25 protein-coding genes are annotated in these 24,626 nt (G+C 39.6%); 23 read left to right on the top strand and 2 right to left on the bottom strand.

Translation table 11 applies throughout. The features are described from left to right. The 8 genes from NQ505_RS19410 (at position 1) to NQ505_RS19375 (ending at position 3,517) form a co-directional block, all read left to right on the top strand. Positions 1 to 462: a YopX family protein gene (locus tag NQ505_RS19410; protein ID WP_008998320.1), complete on the top strand. Its 462-nt coding sequence runs from the start codon at positions 1 to 3 to the stop codon at positions 460 to 462. Between the two features lie 26 nt (positions 463 to 488). After that, complete coding sequence (locus NQ505_RS19405; protein WP_232292988.1) at positions 489 to 752, top strand: hypothetical protein; 264 nt, start codon at positions 489 to 491, stop codon at positions 750 to 752. Between the two features lie 11 nt (positions 753 to 763). Beyond that, positions 764 to 994, top strand: coding sequence for a hypothetical protein (locus NQ505_RS19400; protein ID WP_008998318.1), 231 nt, complete (start codon positions 764 to 766; stop codon positions 992 to 994). Positions 995 to 1,127: 133 nt separating this feature from the next. Further along, entirely contained in the window at positions 1,128 to 1,808 is a 681-nt protein-coding gene (locus tag NQ505_RS19395) for a hypothetical protein (protein WP_032853400.1), read from the top strand. Positions 1,809 to 2,268: 460 nt separating this feature from the next. Next, positions 2,269 to 2,616 carry a phage protein gene (locus tag NQ505_RS19390; protein ID WP_032853347.1) on the top strand — a complete coding sequence of 116 codons (348 nt, stop codon included), beginning with the start codon at positions 2,269 to 2,271 and terminating at the stop codon, positions 2,614 to 2,616. Between the two features lie 140 nt (positions 2,617 to 2,756). Next, positions 2,757 to 2,951 (top strand): hypothetical protein, encoded by a 195-nt coding sequence (locus tag NQ505_RS19385; protein ID WP_008998314.1) that lies wholly within the window; start codon positions 2,757 to 2,759, stop codon positions 2,949 to 2,951. A gap of 10 nt (positions 2,952 to 2,961) precedes the next feature. Beyond that, on the top strand, positions 2,962 to 3,246 hold the full coding sequence (locus tag NQ505_RS19380) for a hypothetical protein (protein WP_008998313.1): 285 nt from the start codon (positions 2,962 to 2,964) through the stop codon (positions 3,244 to 3,246). Beyond that, positions 3,203 to 3,517 carry an HNH endonuclease signature motif containing protein gene (locus tag NQ505_RS19375; protein ID WP_008998312.1) on the top strand — a complete coding sequence of 105 codons (315 nt, stop codon included), beginning with the start codon at positions 3,203 to 3,205 and terminating at the stop codon, positions 3,515 to 3,517. The genes NQ505_RS19380 and NQ505_RS19375 overlap by 44 nt, the downstream gene beginning before the upstream one ends. A gap of 60 nt (positions 3,518 to 3,577) precedes the next feature. Here NQ505_RS19375 and NQ505_RS19370 read toward each other — a convergent pair whose 3' ends face one another. Continuing rightward, positions 3,578 to 3,976 (bottom strand): DUF5053 domain-containing protein, encoded by a 399-nt coding sequence (locus tag NQ505_RS19370; RefSeq protein WP_008998311.1) that lies wholly within the window; start codon positions 3,974 to 3,976, stop codon positions 3,578 to 3,580. A gap of 40 nt (positions 3,977 to 4,016) precedes the next feature. Further along, a complete protein-coding gene (locus NQ505_RS19365; RefSeq protein ID WP_008998310.1) occupies positions 4,017 to 4,202 on the bottom strand; it encodes a hypothetical protein in 186 nt (61 codons plus the stop codon). Positions 4,203 to 4,544: 342 nt separating this feature from the next. Between NQ505_RS19365 and NQ505_RS19360 the strand changes: the two genes are divergently transcribed. From NQ505_RS19360 to NQ505_RS19290, 15 genes are all read left to right on the top strand, one after another. Next, on the top strand, positions 4,545 to 4,946 hold the full coding sequence (locus NQ505_RS19360; protein WP_008998309.1) for a phage terminase small subunit P27 family: 402 nt from the start codon (positions 4,545 to 4,547) through the stop codon (positions 4,944 to 4,946). Next, a complete protein-coding gene (locus tag NQ505_RS19355; RefSeq protein ID WP_008998308.1) occupies positions 4,946 to 6,565 on the top strand; it encodes a terminase large subunit in 1,620 nt (539 codons plus the stop codon). The genes NQ505_RS19360 and NQ505_RS19355 overlap by 1 nt, the downstream gene beginning before the upstream one ends. Before the next feature lie 37 nt (positions 6,566 to 6,602). Beyond that, positions 6,603 to 7,853, top strand: a complete 1,251-nt coding sequence (locus tag NQ505_RS19350; protein ID WP_008998307.1) for a phage portal protein — start codon at positions 6,603 to 6,605, stop codon at positions 7,851 to 7,853. 13 nt (positions 7,854 to 7,866) lie between these two features. Beyond that, a complete protein-coding gene (locus NQ505_RS19345; protein WP_008998306.1) occupies positions 7,867 to 8,460 on the top strand; it encodes an HK97 family phage prohead protease in 594 nt (197 codons plus the stop codon). Between the two features lie 4 nt (positions 8,461 to 8,464). Next, positions 8,465 to 9,712, top strand: coding sequence for a phage major capsid protein (locus NQ505_RS19340; RefSeq protein WP_008998305.1), 1,248 nt, complete (start codon positions 8,465 to 8,467; stop codon positions 9,710 to 9,712). Between the two features lie 22 nt (positions 9,713 to 9,734). After that, positions 9,735 to 10,025 carry a head-tail connector protein gene (locus tag NQ505_RS19335; protein WP_008998304.1) on the top strand — a complete coding sequence of 97 codons (291 nt, stop codon included), beginning with the start codon at positions 9,735 to 9,737 and terminating at the stop codon, positions 10,023 to 10,025. After that, a complete protein-coding gene (locus NQ505_RS19330; RefSeq protein WP_008998303.1) occupies positions 10,022 to 10,348 on the top strand; it encodes a head-tail adaptor protein in 327 nt (108 codons plus the stop codon). Before NQ505_RS19335 ends, NQ505_RS19330 begins: the two co-directional genes overlap by 4 nt. Next, positions 10,345 to 10,782: a hypothetical protein gene (locus NQ505_RS19325; protein ID WP_008998302.1), complete on the top strand. Its 438-nt coding sequence runs from the start codon at positions 10,345 to 10,347 to the stop codon at positions 10,780 to 10,782. The genes NQ505_RS19330 and NQ505_RS19325 overlap by 4 nt, the downstream gene beginning before the upstream one ends. Further along, on the top strand, positions 10,782 to 11,150 hold the full coding sequence (locus NQ505_RS19320; RefSeq protein WP_008998301.1) for a hypothetical protein: 369 nt from the start codon (positions 10,782 to 10,784) through the stop codon (positions 11,148 to 11,150). Before NQ505_RS19325 ends, NQ505_RS19320 begins: the two co-directional genes overlap by 1 nt. Positions 11,151 to 11,183: 33 nt before the next feature. Next, positions 11,184 to 11,666, top strand: a complete 483-nt coding sequence (locus NQ505_RS19315) for a phage tail tube protein (RefSeq protein ID WP_008998300.1) — start codon at positions 11,184 to 11,186, stop codon at positions 11,664 to 11,666. Positions 11,667 to 11,729: 63 nt separating this feature from the next. After that, a complete protein-coding gene (locus NQ505_RS19310; RefSeq protein ID WP_008998299.1) occupies positions 11,730 to 12,479 on the top strand; it encodes a hypothetical protein in 750 nt (249 codons plus the stop codon). 13 nt (positions 12,480 to 12,492) lie between these two features. After that, complete coding sequence (locus NQ505_RS19305; protein WP_259825706.1) at positions 12,493 to 15,663, top strand: tape measure protein; 3,171 nt, start codon at positions 12,493 to 12,495, stop codon at positions 15,661 to 15,663. Then, the gene (locus NQ505_RS19300; RefSeq protein ID WP_008998297.1) at positions 15,660 to 17,795 is read left to right on the top strand and encodes a hypothetical protein; all 2,136 of its coding nucleotides are present in this window, start codon (positions 15,660 to 15,662) and stop codon (positions 17,793 to 17,795) included. Before NQ505_RS19305 ends, NQ505_RS19300 begins: the two co-directional genes overlap by 4 nt. Beyond that, the gene (locus NQ505_RS19295; RefSeq protein WP_157179062.1) at positions 17,792 to 19,063 is read left to right on the top strand and encodes a hypothetical protein; all 1,272 of its coding nucleotides are present in this window, start codon (positions 17,792 to 17,794) and stop codon (positions 19,061 to 19,063) included. The genes NQ505_RS19300 and NQ505_RS19295 overlap by 4 nt, the downstream gene beginning before the upstream one ends. Next, positions 19,060 to 24,621, top strand: a complete 5,562-nt coding sequence (locus tag NQ505_RS19290; protein ID WP_008998295.1) for a leucine-rich repeat domain-containing protein — start codon at positions 19,060 to 19,062, stop codon at positions 24,619 to 24,621. The genes NQ505_RS19295 and NQ505_RS19290 overlap by 4 nt, the downstream gene beginning before the upstream one ends. The last annotated feature ends 5 nt before the right edge of the window (positions 24,622 to 24,626 follow it).

The raw sequence follows: 24,626 nt of genomic DNA, 5'->3' as shown, positions 1-24,626 counted from the left end.
ATGAATCGTACAATAAAATTCAGAGGGCAGATATTAAATTCCGTAAAGGATGATAAAGGAAATGTCGTTACAGAGTGGAAATCTTGGATATATGGAGATTTGCTTCATCGTTCTAATGGCGTTTTACACATTCTTACTTTAAACGAAAAAAAAGCATGTTATGAGAATAATACTATAGACCCAGAAACTTTAGGTCAATTCACCGGGCTACTTGACAAGGACGGAAAAGAAATCTATGAAGGGGATATAATCAGCGTAAACGGTAAATATCCCAAATTAGTGAAGTATATAGATGATTATGCTTGTTTTTGTTTAGCCAATATAGAAGATCTAGACGAAAAAATGGACACAGGTTATTGGCATCAAGTATCTCCCGGTTGGTGGAATTCATCAAAGCGGGAAATTCGAGTAATAGGCAACATCTACGATCACCCAGATTTAATCAAGGAGGAAGATAAATGAAAGAAGAAATTATAACATTAGAAACAGTGAAGCTACTTAATGCTATACTACCTTATCGAGATTTTTATCAACCATCACAATCATTGGTGCAAAAATGGCTACGTGAAACGAAGAACCTACATATTTCCATCATTAGAAACGCTTGCGGTTATGGCTATGATATATGCAAGGCTGACAATGGAACTTATATAGCCGATGGAATGTATAAAGGTCCTAACGATGGTGGTCAGTGGGACACCTATGAAGAAGCATTGGAAGCTGGAATACAGGAAGCAATTGGACTAATATAAAATACAAAATTATGAAACCATTTGATTTAGAAAAAGCAAAAGCAGGTGCATCTGTATGCACAAGAGACGGATCTAAAGCTAGAATTGTATGTTTTGACGCAAGTAACAAAAGATTTCCTCTTGTTGCTCTAATTAAAGACTTTAACAATAGCGATGAATATCCTGTTCTTTATACTAAAGAGGGAAGATTTTTTGATGGAGAAAAAGACAATCCTGAAGATTTATGCATGAAGGATGGATAAATATATATGAAGCATTGAAATAAAAAAGTTTTGGAGCGGTTTACAACTCAAAAGAAGCAGCCATGCGTATGAAAGTTAATGAAAAAGATATTACATACATAACTACAGTTAGAGTAGAATGGGAGGAATAATCATGAAGAAAATAATGTTTAACGATAAATTTGGCTTAACCCAATCCGTATTAGATGGTCGGAAGACTATGACTAGAAGGATTTGTAAATACGATAGACCTGATGAAAGTTGGGATATTGTATTTCCCGTTTTTGAATCTAAAGATTATGATAGCGAAGGGAACCTAATATCTCCTTTATATGGTGCATTTGGGTGGAAAAACAAAGAAGGAGATTTTACAGGCTGGAATAATCCCCTTTATAAGGTTGGCGAAGTGGTCGCAATTGCACAAAGCTACAAGGATTCAGGCTATGATCCTGACTCACTAGACAGACATCCGAAAGATTTGAGTATTCGTGGTCTTATGAAGGATTCTTCCGGATGGAATAACAAAATGTTCGTTAAGTCGTATGCTTGTAAGCATCACATAAAGATAACCAATGTAAAAATAGAGCGTTTGCAGGATATATCCGATGAAGATTGCTTGAAAGAGGGAATTGTTAAGCAAGAGGTAATATCTGATGAATCCCCTTTTCTTTATGCTTATGATGCTTTTTTGGACGGAGATAATAAATACTTTGCTTCTCGCTGGTTTAGGAGCCCCAAAGAAGCCTTTGCTGTCCTGATAGACAAAGTTTCCGGCAAAGGCACATGGGAGTCCAATCCTTTTGTATTTGCTTACGAGTTTGTGTTATTTGACTAAGGGAGGAATAACAATGAAAGATCATCAATTTGAAGAAATAGTATTTTGGCTATCAATTATTGCTTTTTTACTTGCTTATCACTCGGGTATAGTATGGTTATATAGTATTCTTTTTGTGATAAGTATGATAAATTTTATATCTGCGATAACACTTGCTTGGAAATACGTAAAAAAGAGAAAGAAGGAGGAAGAGCCATGCCAATAAGCGAAGTATACAATATGGATTGCATGGAATACATGATGCGTAAATTGAAATAAAACAGCATACTTATGAGTGAAGTAATAGTATTTAAAATAATTCTTTTACATCTTGTCGCCGGGATGATTGTCTGTCTTTTAGGCATGATGAGGGTAGGTGATACAATCATTCAGAAATGTTTGAGAGGTATTATTGGGATGGTAATAATATCTATGATAACTTCATTAGGATATGTACTAATTAACGTATAGCAATGAAGAAATGAAGCTAAGAATAGAAATGAAGCTAAAAGATATAGTAAGCCAGTTGGCTAACCGAATGAATCAGCCGCATGTGATTGAGGTTTATCTTCGACAAGTATATGCGAAAGGTTTTGTAGATGGAACCAAGCAATCTCCTTGGATAAGTGTAAAAGATAGGGTTCCTATCCCTATTATAGAAGCAATAGATGGTAATGAATATGGTAGTATAGATGTGCTAGGAGCAATTCAAAACTCATATGGTGACTATGATTATTACATCTGCCGGTATTGGGGGTATAACAAAGAATATAGATGGGAAAATGGAATAACCCCTGATTATTGGATGCCGATACCGAAGTTTAACTAATAAAAATTCTAATGAATAAAGCAAGTTATTAACCCTTTAAATGATACAGCCAAAACATTATCAGTATTACAGCCCGGTCCATTTCGGGCGATATGTTTTTTAGAAAATGATTAAATGAGATGAGGCTATAAAATACTAATATGGAATATAAAAAACGCATTTCTATTCGGTTGGATGAACGTAGTGCAATGCTTTTGAATGAACTTTCAAAAATAACACGAACTAGTACATCAATTATCATTCGAGGAATGGTAAACCGTAGTATTGAGGAATTGATAGATAAATCAGGTAACTGGAAGATACCGAATGAGAAGGATAAAGAAGGGAAAGGTTAATGATAAAGTTATGGCTATGATCGCAAGCAATTACAAGCAGCTAAAACAACTGTGTGCCGATCATAGCCACGGACTTTATTGTTCTAAAGACAATGAAGATATTTTCCAAGATACAGTATTGTTTGTATCTCTTGATGAAAAAGCCTCATCTCTTTCAACTGACAAAGAATTGATAGATCATTTCTGTTATCGCTTCCGAATGATAGAGTATCAAGCTATCAATGATAATAAACTATTAAAAGAAATACCTTATGCCGACTATTTACAAGCCCCAAAAACAACAGAAGAGGAATGATAACTATTACGATGCAGAACGGAGGAAAGTATATAATTCCGATCGTTGGCGTCGGTTACGTGCATGGAAATTTGCATGTAATCCCCTTTGTGAAATGTGTTTGAAAGAAAATAAAACAACTCCAGCCGAAGATATCCACCACATATCTTCATTTATGAGTACGGATGATCCGGTACAACGTAATCAATTGGCGTATGACTACGACAACCTGATGAGCTTGTGCAAAAAATGTCATCAGGTGGTGCATAATAAAAAAGGGAGTAGAACATAGCTACTCCCTAAATGCCTTTGCACGGTTCACAAGCAAAGGCGGTGTCAGATAACAGTTGTATTAACTAACTGAAAGTGAACCTATTTTGTTACCAATATCTTTTAAGGCACGATTAAATATTTCAAGCTCTTTCTCATTAAGAGTATATACATGCCCTCTAACCTTATATCCGTTAATACGTTGATACAACCACGCACGGCTCTTGCCAAAATAGTTCTTGGCAATATATGACACAGGGATTAAATCTATAATATCATTCATCTGTTCCCGTATATTGAGACGACTACTAATACTCTCAACGTTATTAGCTATTGTGTCCAGAGTTTTATCCAGATGTTTTCTAATAGCTTCTCTTTCTTCTGGCTTGGTGTACAAAGCCTTCATCTCGTACAAGTGTGCATCAAGTTCATCCCCATGCAAACTATCCATCTTCAACAAATCTTCTTCTAATGTTCTCATATCGTTGTTAGAGCTATGCCCCTCCGAAGAGGGGCGATTACTACTTCTTTAATTTCTCTTTTCTTTCAAGGAGTTCTGATATCCTTTCGAGTATCGCATCGGTACGGGCTTCATCATCTTCTTTTCCTATTTCCAATATAAGTACCTTGCGTTTCCATTCTCTTAGATTCTGTTTCTCCTTTTCAATTTCGAACTCAATCCGTTCAAGTTCATTCAGTTCTTTCATACTTTGTTTTAAAGGGTTAATACTTTGTTTATCTGACACTACAAAGATACATAATCTTTTGTATATGTACAAGCGTTTAGGGCAATATTTATACATAAATCAAACAAATAGGGATTTCCCTACGAATTCAATGCGGAATTATTAATTTTAAGTTAATTTTAACTATTAATTCGTAAAAAGGGGGTATGGGGTCAAATTTTGAGCAAATGAGCCTTCCAAACCTCGCCCTACCTTAGTTCACACACACGGCATTTTTTGAAAAAAGCCAAACTGTTTCGTTTTGTTAAAAGCCACATTTTTGTCTGACAATCGTATGGTTTTATAGTAAAACGAGTCAAAATCATGGAAAAAAAGAAGAAAATCAGCTTTAAACTACCTGAAACGATCAAGCATAAAGAAGCCCGAAAGATTATATCGGACCTTGTGAAGCAATTGAATGATAGAGGTATGCTGGAAATTGCCGATATTCCCCAGCTGCACCGGATGGCCACGGCTTATGATGCTTATCTGGAATGCGTTGAAGTTTTGGCGCGGGATGGAATGACGATGGAGAATCTAAAAGGCGAATGGGTGAAACGTCCGGAGGCGAATTTGCTTAAAGAGAACTGGAGCCAATACCTGGAACTGGCAAAAGAATATGGATTGACTGCTAAAAGTAAGGGGCAAATCAAAGCCATGAACGCAGGAGATAATGAAGAATCCCCACTTGAGACGTATCTGAAAGGCAAGAAAGAAACTCGTTAATGCAGACAAAGACTTACTATAAATACGCTCAAGACGTTATAGGCGGGAAAGTCGTATCCGGTAAGTTTATTCAGCTTGCTGCTGAACGTTTTTTTTCCATGATGGAGGATGATCGATACGAATTCAAAGAGGTAAAAGCAGATGAAGTTATAGAATTCTTTTCCATTCTTCGACATTTCACCGGACGCCATGCCGGAAAGCAGTTCATCTTACAACCATGGCAACAATTTGTAATAGCGGCTATCTATGGGTTCTATATCAAAGAGACAGATGAACGCCTTGTGAAGTATGTCTACATAGAGATTGCACGAAAGAATGGGAAAACAGCTTTTGCAGCCGGATTATCATTGTATCATCTAATTGCTGACGGAGAAATGGACGCAGAAGTGGATCTGGCAGCTAACTCTAAAGAACAGGCTAAAATCGCATTCAAGTTCTGCTCTCAATTCGCAAAAGGGATTGATCCGAAAGGAAAAGATCTTGTTTCCTATCGTGATAAGGTCAAATTTGAAAAGATGTTATCTCTTTTACAGGTCTTTGCCGCAGATGATTCAAAGTTAGACGGTTTTAATGCTTCGATGTATTTGATTGATGAGTATCACGCTGCAAAGAATACAGGTCTAAAAGACGTACTCCAGTCCTCACAGGGTATGCGTGATAATCCGATGGCGGTTATTATCACTACGGCCGGATTTGATAAATTAGGTCCATGTTACCAATACCGTGAAATGTGTACGGAAGTATTGTCTGGGCTAAAAGAAAATGATGCACTCTTTGCTGCTATCTTTTCTCCTGATGAGGGAGATGATTGGAAGGATCCGGAAACTTGGCAGAAGAGTAACCCCAATCTAGGAGTTACGGTCAAACCTCAATATTTGCAGACACAAGTCCAATCAGCAGTTAATGCTCCATCGGAAGAAGTCGGCATTAAAACAAAGAATTTCAATATCTGGTGTGACTCGGAAACCGTATGGATACCGGACCATTATATTTTGCAGGCTTCCGCTAATCTTGACTTTGAACAGTTCCGGGATATGGATTGCTATGCCGGTATTGACTTGTCAAGTACCAGCGACCTTACCTGTGTTAATTTTATGTTTCCCACATCGGATAAGTACTATTTCAAAACACTCTATTACCTGCCGGAAGCCGCCTTACAGGAAAAGCGGTTTAAAGATTTATACGGAGAATGGCGAAGACAAGGACATATAACCATCACACCCGGTAATGTGACCGATTACGATTATATCCTGAATGACATAATGAGTATCCGGGAAATAGTATTCATTCAAAAAATCGCTTACGACTCCTGGAACTCCACTCAATTTGTCATTAACGCAGAGGAAAAAGGGCTACCGATGGAGCCATACGGTCAGAATCTCGGAAATTTCAACCGCCCGACAAAGGAGATGGAACGTTTGATTCTCTCCGGTAAAGCCGTTATCGACAATAATGTAATTAACCGGCATTGTTTCCGCAATGTCGTTATGGCAAGGGACAGGAACGGCAATACAAAACCGTCAAAACAGTTTGAAGAGAAAAAAATAGATGGTGTGATCGCCAAACTGGAAGCACTTGGAATATATCTCGTTTCTCCTCGTTATGGAGAATTTTATTAATTGTCTGACAACTTTTTGGTTAGTAGAAAAAGTATATATGAAATTTTTAGGATTTGAAATACGAAAAGCGAGTAAACAGGAAACGTCGCAGGTTACAGCCTGGAGTTTTAATGGTTCCCGTCCCATGTTTACCAGCAGAAGTAAACCAATGCTGCTGTCTACTGTTTACCGCTGTGTTGATCTTATCTCGGACAGTGTAGCCGTGCTTCCGCTGAAAACCTATCATTTAGATGCAGATGGATTTAAAGCCGAGGCTAAATCTCATCCGGCATACTACATGCTCAATATGGAGCCTAATGAAGATATGACCCGGTATGTTTTCTTCAAAACTCTTATGGCTTCCGTACTGCTAACCGGTAACGGCTACGCATACATTGAACGCGATAGTAAAATGAATGCTGCACAGCTCATTTATTTGCCATCCAGCCAGGTGACGATAACTTGGGTCTCTGACCGTTCGGGGATTATGCGTAAACGGTATCAGGTAGTAGGTTTTAGAGAACTTGTAGATCCGCGAGACATGATCCATGTGCTCAATTTCTCTTATGACGGCATTATTGGTGTGTCTACACTCGAACATGCGCGCCAATCTCTTGGGATTGCAACCAGTACAGAAGAGCACGCAGAAGGTTTTTTCAAGAGCGGTGCAAGTGTTGCAGGTATACTGACGGTTGAAGCGGCTCGACTGGATAAAGACAAAAAGGATCAGATATACCAGACATGGGAAGAACGTACAAATCCTGTAACCGGACATCCGAATGGTATTGCTGTACTGGAAGGGAATATGAAGTATCAGCCAATTTCTATCAGTCCCAAAGATAGCCAGTTTATTGAAAGCAGACAGTTTAACGTTGTGGACCTCTGTCGGTTCTTCTCTGTATCTCCAGTCAAAGCTTTCGATCTCTCAAAATCCAGTTATTCGACTGTAGAAGCTACCCAACTTCAATATTTAACAGATACAGCCCTCGCAGTTATTACGAAAATAGAGCTAGAAATAAACCGCAAAGTCTTTCTACCATCTGAACGGGGAAGATTTATATCTGAATTCGATACTTCCGCTATTCTAAGAACCGATAAAAGTGCACAGGCTGCATTTTGGAAGGATTTGGCTACAGTAGGAGCGGCTACACCCAACGAAGTTCGAAGAGAGAATAATATGCCTAGAATAGAGAATGGAGATAAGGCTTTTGTACAAGTGAATGTACAGACATTGGATAATGCCGTGAAAGAAAAAGTGGATGAACCGCAAAATAATCCCGATTTGTCAGACAAAAATTTGGTTAGTTAGTAAAAGTACAGTTATGGACGAAAAAAGAGAAATTAGAAATACTTCATTCCAGGTGCAATTGACCGGAGATACGGAGGAAAAGAGAACTGTAGAAGGCTACGCACTGCTATTCAATACACCATCTGACGGGCTTCCATTTGAGGAAGTTATAGAGCGTGGGGCTTTAGACGGAGTTATTGAGAAAAGCGATGTATTTGCATTACTGAATCACAATCAGACCCGTGGTATTCTTGCAAGAAGCAAAGAAGGGACCGGATCATTATTTCTGTCCGTGGATGACAAGGGATTGAAATATCGATTCGAGGCACCGAAAACAGCACTCGGAGAAGAATTACTGGAAAACCTTCGTCGCGGAGAGATAGACCAGAGTTCTTTTTGTTTCGATGTTGAAAAAGACACTTGGGAAAAGAAAAATGACGGAACCTGGAAACGTACAGTTCATAAAATTGGCAATTTGTACGATGCTTCACCGGTGTATAATGCGGCATACAGCAAAACGTCCGTGTGTTTGCGTGGTAAAGAGCAAGTCGAAGAAGAACTTCGTAAGAAAGAGCAGACAGTCCCTGAAGAATATTACCAAAGCATAGAGAAATCACTAAATTTATAAATTTATGGCAAAAGAAAAAAGTATTACAGAGTTAAAGGACGAAAGAAATCAACTGATTGCTCGTTCTAAAGAGATTATTAATGGCGCAAAGACTGAAAAACGTCAGTTCAAACCGGAAGAAGCCGAAGAACTGGGAACAAACCAGCAGCGCAGAGCAGAAATTGATCTTGAGATCGAAGAACACGAGGTTATGAATCGTCAGCAAGGAAAGAGGCATCAGCCAATAGCAAATGAAAGGTTCTCATTACGTAGAGCCATTGCAAATATGGTGGACGGAGCTCAACAGAACGAGTCTGACGCAAGTGTTATTGATGCAGCTACCACACTACATAACACATCAGGAGCACAAATGGCGGATAAGCGCAGTATTGTAGTTCCTGTAAATTTAGAGAGCCGTGCAGCATTTACAGCTGCTACCGAAGCCGCTACTGGCGTTATCATCGATGAAGAACAACAGGAAATGCTGCTTCCATTGCAATCGGCACTAGTGTTGGCCCGTGCAGGAGCTCGTTTTATGACAGGTCTGCAGGGTAATATCTATTGGCCGCAGTTTTCAGGGGCTAATGTGTTTTGGGAAGGAGAAAATGAAGAGGCAAAAGACGGAGCCGGAAAATTCTCCAAAGGGGATGTGTTCAAGCCGCTCCGATTGACAGCATATGTGGATATCTCTAAGCAGTTGCTTGTGCAGGAGAACGCTTCTGTTGAAGCCTATATTCGCCAAGCTATTGCTGTAGCCATCGCACAGAAGATAGAGCAAACGGCATTTAGCAAAACTAAGGGCGTAGAAAATACTCCCGATGGTATGTTCCACACCCTTAGTAATACTGTAAAAGGGGATATCAACTGGGCGCAGATCGTTGCAATGGAGACGAGTGCAGATACGCAGAACGCTTTGTTTGGCAACCTTGCATATATCTTGCATCCGTCACTCATTGGTAAGGCTAAGACAAAAGTGAAAGATGCATCAGGGGCTGGAGGTTTCATCTTTGCAGGCAATGGGGACGGGCAATTGAATGGCTATAAGGCTTTGCGTACGAATAACTTGCCAAAAGAGTTGGGAGAGGGTAATGATGAATTCGGAGCGGTGTTCGGTAACTGGTCTGATTATTTCTTAGGCCAGTGGGGTGGTATTGAATTGTTAGTTGATCCTTATACACAGGCTCTCAAAGGTACTGTAAGACTCATTACCAATTCTTATTGGAACATGGGCTTTATTCGTAAAGAGTCATTCTGTGTCGCATCGATGAAGTAATATGACATACGTGACCTTAGATATGGCAAAAAGGCACTTGAATATAGAGCCCTCATATACGGATGAAGATTCGTATATAGAGGCTCTTATTAAAGTAGTCGAGGAGAAGACTGCAAAGGAACTTTGCGTATCCGTGGAAGAACTTGCTACCATTGATGGCGGTAAGAATATTCCTACGCCACTGGTTCAGGCGATGTTGCTGTGTCTTGGTGCCTATTATGCAAATCGGGAAAATACCGCTTATGCCACTCTAAAGGAAATTCCCCATGGAGCGAAATACTTAGTTGATCTTTATAGAGACTATTCAAAATGAGAGCAGGATTATTACGTGAAACACTTGTATTCAAATCCCCAATTGAGACACAAAGCCCTACAGGTGCAGTGAAGAAGGAGTATAAAGAAGTATTCCAATGCCGGGCATGCAGAAAGAAAATGTCTCTTATCGCAGATCGGGATGGAGTTAGTGCGATGGAGCAATTTATCGGGCATACACTCGTTTTCCAAGTGCGTAATTATCCGGCTATCAAAGAGAATCTTCATGTTGTTTACAACGGTAACGAGTATAATCTCAAAATGGTTAATCCTCAAATGAACGATAACAGTCTGCTATTAACTCTTGAAAAAATTGATACATGATTGAGGTTAAACAAATAGACCGGGAAAACATTCAGTACCTCGTAGACAATTTAGAGGACTTTGAAAAGGACAAGGCTATTAGAAGCGGGCTTCGATCTGCTGTCAATGTTTTCAGAGTTAAAGGTAGGGCTAACCTCCGGTCCCGTCTTCTTCATCGTGGTAAACAGACCAACCACCTGATGAACTCGTTTACGAACCGGGTTAAACGGAACAAACTTGGAGCACTTGCGGGCTTTGATCGTCCGGGTGGTAATCATTCTCACTTGGTAGATTCCGGAACGAAAGTCCGAACGACTAAAAGCGGAGCAAATCGAGGTATTATGCCGGCTAATCGTTTTTGGTCAGATGCAAAAGTGAGTGAAGAGAGTAAGGCCATGAGTGCACTCTATCAAGGTGTTCAAAAAGCCGTTCAACGAATAAATAACAGAAGCTAATGAATAAACTGGCGATTACAACCGAGATTAGAAATATTTTACTCGATTCAGGAGATATCACCTCTCTGATAGGAAAGAAAATATTTCCTGTTGTTGCCCCAATGAAGACAGAGGGTGACTTCATCATATATCAGCGTGATGGTTACAAACAAGAATATACTAAAATGGGCGTTGCCCGGCAAATTCCTACTGTATTCGTAAACGCTGTTAGTGATGATTATGATCGTAGCTTAGAACTAGCTTCTCTTATATATGAGGCTTTAGAAGGTGACTTCTCTAATCCGGATATGACAATACACCTGGAAGATTCCACGGAAGATTATTCAGAGGGGAAATACTTTCAGGTGCTTCAATTTTCAGTAGAGTAAAAAATGAAACGTAAAACTAAAATTTTAAATAGTATGGCAGCAGTTAAACATGATTCAAGTAAAGACCTCGTAAGAGGTCAGTTATTCCTTTTCCTTGGTGAAAATCCGGTAGCGTTCGCATCCAGTTGTTCTTTGGAAGTGTCAGTTGAAGAAATTGATATCTCCAATAAAATGTGCGGCGATTGGGCGGCGTCGTTACCTGGAAAAAAGAGTTTCACCATCAGTAGCGAATCATTGCTTACCCGGTTACAAGGAGCAACCAGTTATGACGAACTACTGAAACATGTAGATACTGGTGAAACATTCCAGTTCGTAGTCGGTGAGTCAACTATCACCGATAAAACTAACGTTGGTGGCAGCTTCGCAATTGATACTACCAAACCGAATTATAAAGGTGAGATTATGCTTACCTCTTTGTCTTTAAAGAGTGATAATGGGCAAATTGCAACGTGTTCCGCATCTTTTAAAGGTGTTGGTGCCTTGCAAAAGGTTGAAGCCGTTCCTGCAGGGGAATAAGCATAAAAAGTAATAAACGTGAAGGCGGTCAGATGATGGCCGCCTTTTTTAATTAGAACAACTATGAGTTTATTCATCACAATCATAATAATCGTATTTACCCTAGTTACAGTAGTTGCAATTATTGATAGTAAATGCTGCCGCCCGGGTCCTCCAACAGTGGTAAATAGCCCTGCACCGAGGAAAAGATTTCGTTTTGATCCGAAAGTAAAACTGAATATTCAATCAATAATCAGATGGGAACAGCTTCGGGGAAAATCATTCTCCTTAATGGATTATGCCGATAAGGATGATGTAGATGCATTACTTTACACAACTACAGTATGCAACAATGAAGGCAAGATGTATACGTTTGAAGTATTCCGGCACACCCTATCAAACGAAAAGATAACTCGTGAAATGGTTATGGCTTTGGAGCGAGAAACAGCAGTTCTCGCTCAATTTCAAAAAAAGCAAAAAGAGGATGACATAGCAAATCACGACGTCACACCTGGGATGATTGGTGAATTGGTTGCGACACTTATCATGGCTGGACTTGATGCGCATTATGCTCTGGAAGAAATGGAACTATGTGATCTTCCAATATACATAGATGCCTACGAACGGAGAAAAAAGGAGCAGATGGAGAGTGATAGGCTATGGACCTACTATAAAATCCTTCCACATATTGACGCAAGTAAGTTAAAGAATGGTGCTAGAGACCTGATAACATTTCCTTGGGAAGAGATGGAGGATATGAAAGAAGCGGAAAGAGCATTGGCGGAAGATGCGGACATTTTCGAGTTATTTATGAATAATGGAATAAACACCTAAGAACAAAGATGTTATGGCAGGTAAATTAAGTTTTAGTATAGCAATAAATCTCTTGACAGAGAACTTCAAGAGAGGATCAAATCAAGTGAAAGCTGCATTTAGATCAATGCAAATGCAGCTTCTTACTTTTGCTGCAGCCTTGGGAGCCGGTGGCTTAGGTTTGAGTAATTTTGTCTCACGGCTCATAGAAGTAGCCCGTGAAACTAATAGAGTGACTACCGCACTAAAGAATGTGTCCGGTACTATGTCACGGTATGCGGATAACCAAAGGTATTTGTTGGATCTGGCAAAGAAGTACGGGCTGGAGATTAATGCTCTGACTGCAAACTATGCGAAATTCACGGCAGCTGCTTCTATTTCCGGTATGTCCATGATGAACCAGCGTAAAGTATTCGAATCCGTTTCCCGTGCATGTACAGCCTTTGGGATGAGCGCAGACGATAGTAACGGTGTAATGCTTGCACTCTCCCAAATGATGAGTAAAGGTAAGATTAGTTCCGAGGAATTACGCCTACAGATGGGTGAACGTCTTCCGGTAGCATTACAGGCTATGGCAAAAGCCGCTGGTGTCTCTGTTGGTGGACTTGACAAATTAATGAAGCAAGGTAAGCTAATGAGCGCAGATGTACTTCCTAAGTTTGCAGAAGCACTCAACGAGATGATTCCTAACGTTGATACTGATAACTTGGAAACATCCGTAAATCGCCTGAAAAATGCATTTACAGATTTTACTAATAACACAGGAATACAGGATCTTTACAAACAGATTGTTGATGGAACTACAAAAGCTGTTCAGTATGTACAGAAGAACTTGAAAACTTTACTTACGTGGATTGTATCTGCTGTTTCTGGTTATATTGGAGGTAAGGTATTTGGTTATATAACTGCTGAATTTGCCAAAATGCAAAGGGCGGCATTAGTTGCCGCTAAAAAGATGGCCAAGGAAGCGGGACAAGCATTCGATGAAGCTGGATTCAGAGCAAATCGTTTTTATAATTCGGCTGTTGCGGGTGCCGCAAAGCTTAATATAGCTTTGAAGTCTGCTGTAAAATCGTTGGCTCCAATGATGATAATCGCTGGCATTACACAGATAATTCAAGTTATTAGCGCATGGAGAGATAGACAGAAAGAAGTTAATGAAAAATATCAGGAATATCAGAAAGGTGCTCAAAAGGCAGGTGCTGGAAATTATGCAGAGGTTATAAAGCTTACTCAATTAAGAAATATAATAAACGACACAAATAACTCATATAAAACTCGCGTCGGTGCTCTAAACCAGCTGAATACACTTCTTGGAACAGCATTCTCTATCGACAGTAAAACATTAAAAGTTAATGGCGATATCAATAAGGCTATACAGCAACGTGTAGCATTAATGAGAAATACAGCTTTAGCGGATTACTATACAAATCAATATACGCAATCATTGCAAGAACGCAAAGAACTGACAAAACAGAAACATGAAATTGTAGATAAATATAATAAGAGACATCCCCAAAGCCCCATAGATGTAAACTCGACATCATATGATTATGATTCTTTTGTCAAAACGTCAAAAGATATATTGCCGTTTAAAGAGCTTGAACTTATAACTAAAGATTTAAACAATACTAATAAAATTTTAGTTGATGCAGATAAAAACTCAAAAGCATATGCTGCTTTAGTCGCTAAGGAGGAAATAAAAAATACTCCTATCACTGATCCCGATGATAGCAAAAAGAAAAAAACTCCTCTACAAAAAGAGCAGGAATCTTTCAATAAACAATTCGAAGAATTAAAAGCCGAACTAGAAATAGGAAAGATTACTCAAGCTGAATATAACAAGAATCTTGGTGAATTGAACATTAAGATGTATGCTCAAGCTAAAGGAACAGGTAATAAAAAAGTGCTAGAAAGTGAATATTTGAAAGCTAGAAAACAAGCTGCAGAAAAGGCAATCAAAGATCAAGATAAAAATACTGCTCTCGTTGAATTTGAAAAGGTTCAGAAAGACTATAACACAAAGGTCGAAGAGGCCCGTGCACAGCAGGCCAAAGGTTTAATGTCTCAAAAGGATTTAAACAGTAATATTGCATCCCTTTCGATCGAAGCTGCCAAATCCGCTGCCGGTATCAAAGGTATCGGAGATGAGGCTGATGTATTTATCTCCGCTATTCAGTTAAAAGCCAAGCTCCTTTCTAAGAGGACAAAAGAACAAAAATATGATGCAACATTCGATTACAAAAAGACTAAGCCAGAGATTCTAAGTGACAAACTCAATATTGCTAAAAAATGGCGGGATGATGCAAAAGAGGAAGCAAAGGTATTGGGGGCAGAAATGACCGAAGAACTTAATAAGGCAATGACCAAGGTCACTTCATTAGATGAAGCTTTGAAATTAGCACAGGTAAAAGAGGATATCAAGAATTTCAATAAAGAGCTTAATGAATCATTGTATTCTGGCGTTAAAGACATTGCAAGCAGTTCAGACCGTATTGTTAGTGCGTTCAGTAACCTTCGCGATGTAATGAATGACGTAGATGCATCCGGATGGGAGAGAATTATGGCTATCTGGAACGCAATGACAAATGTAGTAGACACTTTCTTATCTATCATTAAGATGATTGAGAGTCTGACAGAAATCACCAATAAACTCACACAGGCAAAAGAGCAGGAGGCTAAAATGACTGGTGTAGCCACTGCTTCAAAAGTAACAGAAGCTGCTGTTGATACGACTGTCACAGGTGTAAAAGTTGCAAATTCGGAAATTAAAAAAACTGCAGATACTTCAGAGGCTGCCACAGCAGTAACTACAGCAACGAAGGAAGTGGCTGCCAATACTGCAAAGGGAGTAAGTGCAGCTGGATCTAGTGCTGCAAGTTTACCATTCCCAGCAAACATTATTGCCATTGGTGCAGCAATAGCTGCTGCAGTCGCGTTGTTTGCTTCTATTCCTAAATTTGCTACAGGAGGCGTTATAACCGGTGGTCCCACTTCTGGAGATAAAATACTAGCCCGTGTCAATGCCGGCGAAATGATTTTAAACCGAGGGCAGCAGTCACGACTATTTGAAGCTATCAATTCCGGAAAGTTGGGAGGAAGTGGAAATATGTCCTCCACCGTAACTACTAGAGTTCGGGCTAAAGACCTTATTCTTACGATTAATAATGAACTTAAATCACAAGGGAAGAAACCAATATCATGAGTTACGCACTTATATATACAGTACCATTCGCCACACTGGACAATGTTCCATGTGTGGTAGAAATCGAAAAAGAAGGCTATACAGGTAAATCAAAAGAGTTAACTCCTGCTGGAGATTCTCCTTTTACAGTTGATATAGAGGATGAAGAATTTCTTTATACTCCTACCAGATTTAGTTCAGCAACGATCCGGGTTGTTGGCAGTGATTATTTGCAGAATTTATTTTCTACAGGTTATCAAATGTATCGGGTGACCTTGAAAGTAGATGGCTTAGTTACTTGGTGTGGATTCATAAAGCCAGAGCTTTATACACAAGATTATACCCTGAAGACATTTAATCTTGATCTGGAGTGCATAAGTGCCATGTCCACTCTCGAGTTTATTGATTACAAACAAATAGGGGAGAGCCGCACATTTGTGTCTTTTTGGGACTTGATAAAAAAATGTATTACTTCGGCTTCTGCTCAATACAACGCCATATATTTCCCACATGTATATGCGAAAGATACAGAAAGTTATGCAGAAGGAACTAATGTACTGGAAAATATGACAGTAAGTGAACAGAATTTCTTTGATGAAGATGATAAAGCAATGACTTTGAAAGAGGTGTTAGAGGAGATCTGTAAGTTCCTTAATTGGACCTGTGTTGATTGGAAAGGCGAGCTATATTTCATCGATATAGACCATATCGGAGAGTTCTATAAATACGATCCAATAACGTTTAAGAAAAATGGAACTGTTTCCCCGACTTTGCTTAACATACAAAATGTTGGTTTTGCTGGATCGGATCACGCATTAGATATTTTGCCGGGCTATAATAAAGTAACTGTTAAATGTAGTAATTATCCCATAGAGGAAATTAAAATTACCGAAGATTTTGATAAACTAAAGTTATTGTCAAATATTGGAGAAGTATCTACTAATCTAGGCAACGGTAATACAAGACATACGCAGAGAGAGGTGTTATATCCTAACATTTTAACGATGCATCAATTTACCTACAAAAATGGTGTTTTGTCTCCTGTTACAGACTTGTCCATTTATAAAAACAAGAGTAATGCTGCCGAATTGCTGGGGGCTATTCCATTAAGATACGCCTCTTATGAATCAGGGCTAAAGACACCAACTACGCAATCATACAATTATGAGTGCGCAATACAAGTCCGGCAACGTTGTGGCACGAAATATGATCCGATTAATGATATAACTCCTAATTCCGTCTTTAATGATTCGACTGTAGTTATCAGTGCAAAGAATGAAGCTTTATTTTTTGGAAAAGGTGGTGCACTTTCTCTCAACATGAGTATCAAGGTTTTGCAGAAGGATAAATATGATTCCCCTTTTGGGGGTGGAATAGTTCCATCCGAGGGCGGAATTACCTATTTAAAAGATATGGTTAAGGTTGGGATAAGAATCGGCGATAAATATGTTTCGAAAGATGATTACGGACGATTTACGTGGAGTGACACCCCGGCGACTATGTCTATAAGTTTGGATCAATCTAATGTGGAAAATGCTGATGGTAAAATGGGAACGGGGTTTGTTCCATTGTATAAAACATACGGAGTACTCGGCAAGTATTCCGATGCAGACGGAGTTGTAATTAATATTCCGACAAATATATACGGTACACTTGAGTTGTCAATCTACGCACCGACATTAACGGAAAGAGAGGGACAAGTTCCATACGGGTATTTAATAAAAGACCTCAAACTAAAATACTGTTCTCCAATAGATATAAACGATAACGAAAATTCAGACCGTACTTATGAGAATGTAGTTAATGAGAATTATATCAATGAACTTGATGAAATAGAATTCAAAATATCCAGTTATAATAACGATGGAGCGTGCCACAGTAAGGTTATTTGGGATGATGACTATCTGACCGATAACTTATACTTGGCTATTGAAGGAACAACTGTTCGCCCGGAAGAACAACTCATACGAAGAATAATTAAACGGTATAGTGCCCCCCGCATTAAACTAACACAGGTAATAAAACATACATCCGATTTAACCCCTCTATCCCGTTTGTCTGACAATTATATGGTTAATAAAAGATTTATCAATGTCGGAGGTACAATCGACTATAAGATGAATCGGTTTGAATGTATAATGATAGAAGTATGAGTGATCAGATATTAATAAAGTCCAAAGCAATTCCATCTAATCCCCGGTCAAAGAATTATCCAGCTGGGGCTACTGTTGTACGCTCTGGTAACGGAGGCGGAAGTACAGTAATAACAGGAAGCGGGGGGACTAATATCGATATCATAAAGGTTGATGATATGAGATCGTTAACCGATAAAAATGTTCTTTCATCACTTCGAGTTCTTGCTGAAATTCTATCACGGATAATAAAGAGTGATGAGGTAACGGAACTTTCAGATAGCAATGTTCTCTCGTCACTCCGAATAAACAAAGAACTTGATACAATCAACGAAAGGTTTAAGGAGGCTATCGACTCTTTAAAAGACTTGTATCTATCCAAGGTCAAAAATGACACAGCCACCGGATTAATTACTTTTTCGAAAGGTCTCATTTCTGAAGAACTAATTGAAGCTAATAACGGCTTGGTTGTTCGTAAGACAGAAGCTGTAGAACCTATGCTGATGTCTTTATTATCAGAAGAGTTCGAGGATGGTATTGTAGAAGAGAACGAAGATGTATTTATTGAGGAAATGCATATTGCTACAAGTGGTGCGGTAACATTAGGTGAACTTGATAACGTAACTGACGAAGCAGATAAGATATCAGATACGGACGATTTGCTTGTACGTCTTGCCGGAGCTTCTGGTTGGACAATTAATACCACTTTATTCTCTCAAGTCTCACAACTCATGTCGAAAGTCTTTCCGTTTACTATGACACTATCAGGAGGTGGAACTTATGAGAAAGGTAGTTCACTGACTATAAATCTTTCATGGACTTATGATCGGGATATTGAATCACAATCAATCAACAATGAATCACTGTTAATCGGAATCAGGGCAAAGCAATACGTAAATGTTGCTACGGATACAACTTATACTCTGAAAGCGATACAGGGCGGACAGGCATATACAAAGTCCGTATCAGCCCAATTTAAGGTGAAGAAGTATTACGGTGTGTCTGCAAACGGAACATTGACAAATGATGAGATTTTAGCTTTATCAAGTACATGGGCCGGCCGGACGCAAGGCTCTACTGTATTCGATTGTACCGGTGGTAAGTATCCTTATTACATTCTTCCTACATCTATGGTAACCGGTATTCAGTTCTGGATTGGAGGATTGCGTAATACAGACTGGAAAGAAGAAACTCGTGAAGTTACAAACGCTTTCGGGTACAAAGAGAGTTACACTATTTATCGTTTGAATAGCATCCAGACGGGTGTATTAAATATTGAGGTGAAATGAGTGAAGAATTGAAGGGAACGAATGTATATTCCCCTATTGTTCCGGGCACAAGTAGAGACGTATATCCTACGCATTATTCTATTTATGGTAAAGGTGGTCATAAGGAGGTATCTACTATTGACGCAAGGAATGCCATTACAGCCGACCGATTGACAGAAGGCTGTGTCGTCTATGTAAAAGAGACAGATAAGGAGTATCAATATAAAAATGGCGAATGGGTAGATTATCAGACAAATTTTGATGATACCGTACTACGGGAACTTATTGACAAAAAAGTAGATAAAGTGGACGGAAAAAATTTATCTACCAATGACTTTACCGATGCGGATAAAGAAGTTATCGCAATTCATTCAGAAGAAATAGACAGTTTGCAAGATTCTGTCAACGATATCTACCAGCGTCTTGACTCCACAACTGGAGTTCAATACTATATCCGTGTCCAAAATAATGGTGATAAGTCCTTTACCTCACAAAAGGGTGAACCTTGCGTATTAAATTTCACATTCATTTCACAGGAACGTTACAGCTATAATGATCCTTACGAGAATACCGGAGAACGTGGCAAGTGTGAGATATTCATAAAAAACTCTGTCAGTGCAGACTATACCCTGATAAAAACCCTGATGGTTAACTCCATTACTGCCACAAAAGTTGATATAGCCGAGTTTCTTGCGAATGGGGCCAACTCAATCATGGTTAAAATAACCGGTGAAGTGACCGGGCAGGCTACTCCGGCTTATACTTATAATGTAACGATGACGTCATTGTCTGTCAAGGCTGATACTTTCCAGTGGTGGACATTGTATTCCGGAGCGATTTCTATTCCTCTCTATATATCCGGAAATGTAAACAAGACACTTAAAGTCACCCTTGAGGGAGAAAACTACGCCAAAGCGTATGAACAGGTGCTGGGAAACGTTATCTATACGGATACCGCTTTGAATTTCTCTATTGACCACCCCGAACAGACGGGTGTATACAAATTATCCGTTTATCTTGAAAACTCCGATGGCACCATTAAAACCAAAACGGTGTCTTTCAATATCATGTGCGCATCGGAAGGCGAGCAGGTGAAGCTGATGTGCGTGAACAGCCTCTCTGATAAGGCTTCCAACTGGGCGAACAACAAGCTTTTCGAATATGCCGTCTATGACGGTGACGCCACGGCCACAAGCGGTACGTTCTCCATAAAAATGGATGACCTTACCGTCTATACCAGTGAAGAGAGCACGATACCGACCAACACGAAAAACAGCTTCTCTTATGCAATGGAGATTGAAACCGTGGATGATACGGACTTTGAAATCTCTGTAGCCGTATCGGATAATGGAGAGCCTTTGACCGATACTATGATCTTCCCTGTGAGCAACTCTTCCGGCTTTTCCGCTACAGCCGGATCAGTCTTTTACATGAACCCGCGTACACGTACTAACAGTCAGTCAAATTACCAAAAGATTATCAATGAAATAGACAGTTCTCAAATCGCAGCCGAATGGGAAGGCATGAACTGGAATAACGACGGATGGACTGTAGACAGTGACGGAAACCGTGTATTAAGAATGATGGCCGGAAGTTTGTTGGATATCGGTTACAAGCCTTTTGAAATAGAAAGTGCCCGTAATGGGAAAACCATTGAACTGGATTATAAGATTTATAATGTTACCGACTACTCCGAGCCTATTATTACTTTGTCGGTACCGGATGGGCAAGGATTTACCGGACTTAATATTTATGCCAACAACATCTGGCCGTGTAGCCAGTCTCTTAAAAATGAGGAGTTACAATCAATTCCAACCGATGATGGTGTACGTGTTAGGATAGCCATGACCATTTCACCAAATATGTATGGGAATGCCGGATTTAATCTTTGCTCTATTTATATCAATGGAAAAAAGAATCGTACTTTCCTTTACGAATCAAATGATTATTGGGCGCAGAATGGAGATATAATTATAGGTTCTGACTATGCTGACGTGGATGTCTATGGAATCCGTATATATGAAACTGGTCTAGGTTCCAATGCAGTACATAAGAATTATATCAATTGGTTGCCCGGCACCGATGAAAAGGTTGAAGAAAGCGAGAATAACAATCTTTATGACGCAATGGCCACACAGTTAGACTTCGATGCCATAAGGGCAAAAATGAATGTCTTTGTATTCGATAATATATTCCCGTCTTATTATGATACAGCAAAGAGAACAGGTACACTTGAAATACTATTTGTAAACCGCCCGGAACGAAATGTGACCATCACCAATGTGGAAATGAGTGGTCAGGGCACATCTTCTAAAAAATACTGGGAATGGAATGAAAAGTGTAAGGTTGACAAGACGAAGTCTGTTATTACTTATGCTGACGGGTCAACAACCACAAAGAAGTTTATCATGTTTGATAACGTTCCTGCATGTGCATCCGTTACATTCAAGAAAAACTGGGCATCATCCATGCAAGACCACAAGGCTGGTTCGGTTAATTCATATACGGATTTGTATAAACAGCTCGGACTCACTAATGAAGCAATGGCTCTTGATCCAAAAGTCCGTGTTTCTGTCTATCAGGAGCCCTTTATGGCTTTCCGCAAGGAACTTAATGACGAGGGTGAAATAGTATATACCTGTATGGGTGAATTCACAGGTGGTCCGGACAAGGGGGACAAGTATTGTTTTGGCTATGATACCGATTTGTTTCCTGGTCTCATCTCTATTGAGGGAGCGGATAACTCCCCACTTCCGGCATTGTTTCGCGTACCTTGGAATACGGGAAGAATTACATATAGCGAAGACGAAGAGTCATGGCAATACAATGGAGAAAACAGCATAGGTTTTGACGGCGGACTTCCCGAAAATATAAAATACTGGATACCCGCTTATAATCTAGCTTATTCCTGTTCGAGCAAAATTTGCCCGTTTGACGGGACATTGGGTGAATTGAATGCTGACGCATCCGGTTATAAAGAGAATGGTGTAGAATACTGGATCGCAAAACCGGGTGATACAAATCTGTATAACCTGTATTATTATGAAGCTGCAGAAAAACAGTTCATACCATCCGACATAGGTGAAGGACAAATAAACCTGATACACCAACTTGTAAATAAGGGGTACGGTTTATCAAGTGCTGATTTGGTGGGGAAAACAAATGATGAACTGAATACACTTTTCATCAACGCCCGCATTGCCAAATTCAGGGCTGAAGCTAAGACCTACTTTGATATTTCCGACGCAATATTCCATCACAACTTTACCGAATTTGTTGCTGCTACCGACAACCGGGCAAAAAACACATACCCCTATTGTTTTGGAGAAGGTTGTAAATGGAAATGGAGACAGGACGACCTTGATACAATAATGCCTATCACCAATCAGGGACAACTTCGAAAAGGGTATTATGTCGAGGTACATGACAGTTATGATACCGGAGCTCCTGTCTGGAATGGAGAAACTTCCGTGTTCTGGAATCTGTTAGAACTGGCGTTTCCGGACGAACTTGCTGCAGGGATGCGTTCTATGATGTCGGCTATGGAGGTATTAGGCGGCTTGAAATCCGGTACTCATGCAGAAAAAGTCTATGCATGGTACCAGAAATACTATCTCAACGTGAAAGAGTATTTTCCGGCTGTAACAGTGAATGAAGATTCCAAACGCTATGAGAATGCCAAGCTAATGATGAATGCCGGACGATACACGAATGATACTGACCCATTGACACAGGAACTAGGGGATTTATACAGCGCGGAAACGGCATGGATGAAAAAGCGCATCCAGTATATGTCTTCAAAATATAGTTTTGGGGAGTATTCTGCAAATGGAACAGATTCAATAAATGTTCGTGCTGCCGGAAACGCTATCGCCTATGATATAATTCCCGCCATCGATATGTATCCCACTATTGCAAACGGTACATCAATTGTAAAGGGTAGCAGGACAAAGGCCGGACAGGTATGCAGAATGATAATAGACCTGGGTGGCACAGGTGACCAGCAGAATATCATTCAGGGAGCCAGTTGGCTGATGAGTATTGGTAAGTGGCATGATAAAAACGTAAACGGAAATCTTATCATCAAGGGAAGAATGTTACGTGAATTAGAGCTGGGAAGCCGTACAGAGCGGATTGTTATTGCGATTACGGGACTTACTATCTCGGATTGTGTATCTCTGCAATCTATCCTTTTGTCTAACATAGCCACGTTGGCCGGTTCTCTTGACCTTTCTGTATGTACTCATTTACGTAGAGTTTGGGCTGATGGAACGTCACTGACACAGATAAGGCTTCCGCAAGGCGGGTGTCTGGAACTGGTTCAATATCCATCCACGAACAGGTATTTGACATTACAGAACTTCCCTCTGTTGAAACAGGAGGGAGTGCTTATCGATGATTGTGCCGGAAAGATTACGGACTTCTTTGTCAGTGATTGTCCGAAACTTAATCCGGTTGACCTTTTAATCAAGATCATGGATGCACAGCAGGAACAGGGAGAAGCGCATGCCCTTAAACGTGTGCGTGCAGTGTTTGGGGAATATACCTATAATGAGAATGGAGCCGAGATGCTTGATAACCTTGGAAAGCTGGCAGACGGGACTTATGTCGGGCTTAACAGTTCCGGTGTAGCTGGTGATGATCCTCGCCCGGTTCTTGATGGAACGCTTCATATCAATACGAATTGCTATGAAGATACAGCCATAGCTCTTCGTAGTTATTTCAATCGGCTAGTACTTAATATAACAGGTGAATTTTATCTACGATTCAAAGACGATTTCGTAGGTTCTTACATGGTTGGGAATTATGGTGATGGTACTGGTATTATTAAAGCGCAATTGGCGAATATAACAGATTCACAGTTTGGTACTCCTTTCAGTAATAATACTCAAATAATGTACTTTGATGAATTTCAGTACATGACATCCATCTCAATGATTAAACCGGGTTTATTAAAATATTGCTCTAATTTGAAATCTTTCATACTACCTCCCTATGTAACAGAGATTGCTTATGAAGCTTTCAGAGGGACAGCAATAGAAGAAATGACTATTCCTAAATATGTTGAATATATACAGCAGTCTATTTTTTCAGGTTGTCCTAATTTAAAGAAAGTTGAGTTTGAAAGTGGTAGAATGAAACCTTTAAAACTAAGATGGTCCATTTTTGAAAAATGCGGTTCTTTAGAAAGCTTCGAATTTCCTGACGAAATAATCAGCGAGGGTATGGATAACTTCTTTGATTACTGCTCCAGTCTGAAGACTGTAATATTACCTGTTAATGGACTAACTCTATTAGGTAAACTTATGTTTCGTGGGTGTAACGTATTAACCGGATTGGAAGTACCTGCTTCGGTTACTTCGTTTGGTAACGATTTATTCTATGATTGCAAGTCTATGATTTATCTGAAGATTTCTTCAAGTGTCCCACCTGCATGTTCATCCGCAAATCTGGGTTATGGCTTCAATGCTGCTTGTAAGATTTATGTTCCGGACGATTCAGTTGAAACTTATAAAGGAAATAGTTGGTGGTCACAGTATTCCAGTAGAATATATCCACTATCATCGTATAATAAATAAATATA

This window comes from Bacteroides sp. D2, from assembly GCF_025147085.1.
GTDB lineage: Bacteria > Bacteroidota > Bacteroidia > Bacteroidales > Bacteroidaceae > Bacteroides.
The sequence above is the reverse complement of the archived record's forward strand: the minus strand, read 5'-3'. Positions and strand labels throughout refer to the sequence as shown.

Coding starts and splice junctions, on each gene's coding strand:
- NQ505_RS19410 (WP_008998320.1), top strand. CDS start 1: ATGAATCGTACAATAAAATTCAGAGGGCAGATATTAAATTCCGTAAAG.
- NQ505_RS19400 (WP_008998318.1), top strand. CDS start 764: ATGAAACCATTTGATTTAGAAAAAGCAAAAGCAGGTGCATCTGTATGC.
- NQ505_RS19395 (WP_032853400.1), top strand. CDS start 1,128: ATGAAGAAAATAATGTTTAACGATAAATTTGGCTTAACCCAATCCGTA.
- NQ505_RS19390 (WP_032853347.1), top strand. CDS start 2,269: ATGAAGCTAAGAATAGAAATGAAGCTAAAAGATATAGTAAGCCAGTTG.
- NQ505_RS19385 (WP_008998314.1), top strand. CDS start 2,757: ATGGAATATAAAAAACGCATTTCTATTCGGTTGGATGAACGTAGTGCA.
- NQ505_RS19380 (WP_008998313.1), top strand. CDS start 2,962: ATGGCTATGATCGCAAGCAATTACAAGCAGCTAAAACAACTGTGTGCC.
- NQ505_RS19375 (WP_008998312.1), top strand. CDS start 3,203: ATGCCGACTATTTACAAGCCCCAAAAACAACAGAAGAGGAATGATAAC.
- NQ505_RS19370 (WP_008998311.1), bottom strand. CDS start 3,976: ATGAGAACATTAGAAGAAGATTTGTTGAAGATGGATAGTTTGCATGGG.
- NQ505_RS19365 (WP_008998310.1), bottom strand. CDS start 4,202: ATGAAAGAACTGAATGAACTTGAACGGATTGAGTTCGAAATTGAAAAG.
- NQ505_RS19360 (WP_008998309.1), top strand. CDS start 4,545: ATGGAAAAAAAGAAGAAAATCAGCTTTAAACTACCTGAAACGATCAAG.
- NQ505_RS19355 (WP_008998308.1), top strand. CDS start 4,946: ATGCAGACAAAGACTTACTATAAATACGCTCAAGACGTTATAGGCGGG.
- NQ505_RS19350 (WP_008998307.1), top strand. CDS start 6,603: ATGAAATTTTTAGGATTTGAAATACGAAAAGCGAGTAAACAGGAAACG.
- NQ505_RS19345 (WP_008998306.1), top strand. CDS start 7,867: ATGGACGAAAAAAGAGAAATTAGAAATACTTCATTCCAGGTGCAATTG.
- NQ505_RS19340 (WP_008998305.1), top strand. CDS start 8,465: ATGGCAAAAGAAAAAAGTATTACAGAGTTAAAGGACGAAAGAAATCAA.
- NQ505_RS19335 (WP_008998304.1), top strand. CDS start 9,735: ATGGCAAAAAGGCACTTGAATATAGAGCCCTCATATACGGATGAAGAT.
- NQ505_RS19330 (WP_008998303.1), top strand. CDS start 10,022: ATGAGAGCAGGATTATTACGTGAAACACTTGTATTCAAATCCCCAATT.
- NQ505_RS19325 (WP_008998302.1), top strand. CDS start 10,345: ATGATTGAGGTTAAACAAATAGACCGGGAAAACATTCAGTACCTCGTA.
- NQ505_RS19320 (WP_008998301.1), top strand. CDS start 10,782: ATGAATAAACTGGCGATTACAACCGAGATTAGAAATATTTTACTCGAT.
- NQ505_RS19315 (WP_008998300.1), top strand. CDS start 11,184: ATGGCAGCAGTTAAACATGATTCAAGTAAAGACCTCGTAAGAGGTCAG.
- NQ505_RS19310 (WP_008998299.1), top strand. CDS start 11,730: ATGAGTTTATTCATCACAATCATAATAATCGTATTTACCCTAGTTACA.
- NQ505_RS19305 (WP_259825706.1), top strand. CDS start 12,493: ATGGCAGGTAAATTAAGTTTTAGTATAGCAATAAATCTCTTGACAGAG.
- NQ505_RS19300 (WP_008998297.1), top strand. CDS start 15,660: ATGAGTTACGCACTTATATATACAGTACCATTCGCCACACTGGACAAT.
- NQ505_RS19295 (WP_157179062.1), top strand. CDS start 17,792: ATGAGTGATCAGATATTAATAAAGTCCAAAGCAATTCCATCTAATCCC.
- NQ505_RS19290 (WP_008998295.1), top strand. CDS start 19,060: ATGAGTGAAGAATTGAAGGGAACGAATGTATATTCCCCTATTGTTCCG.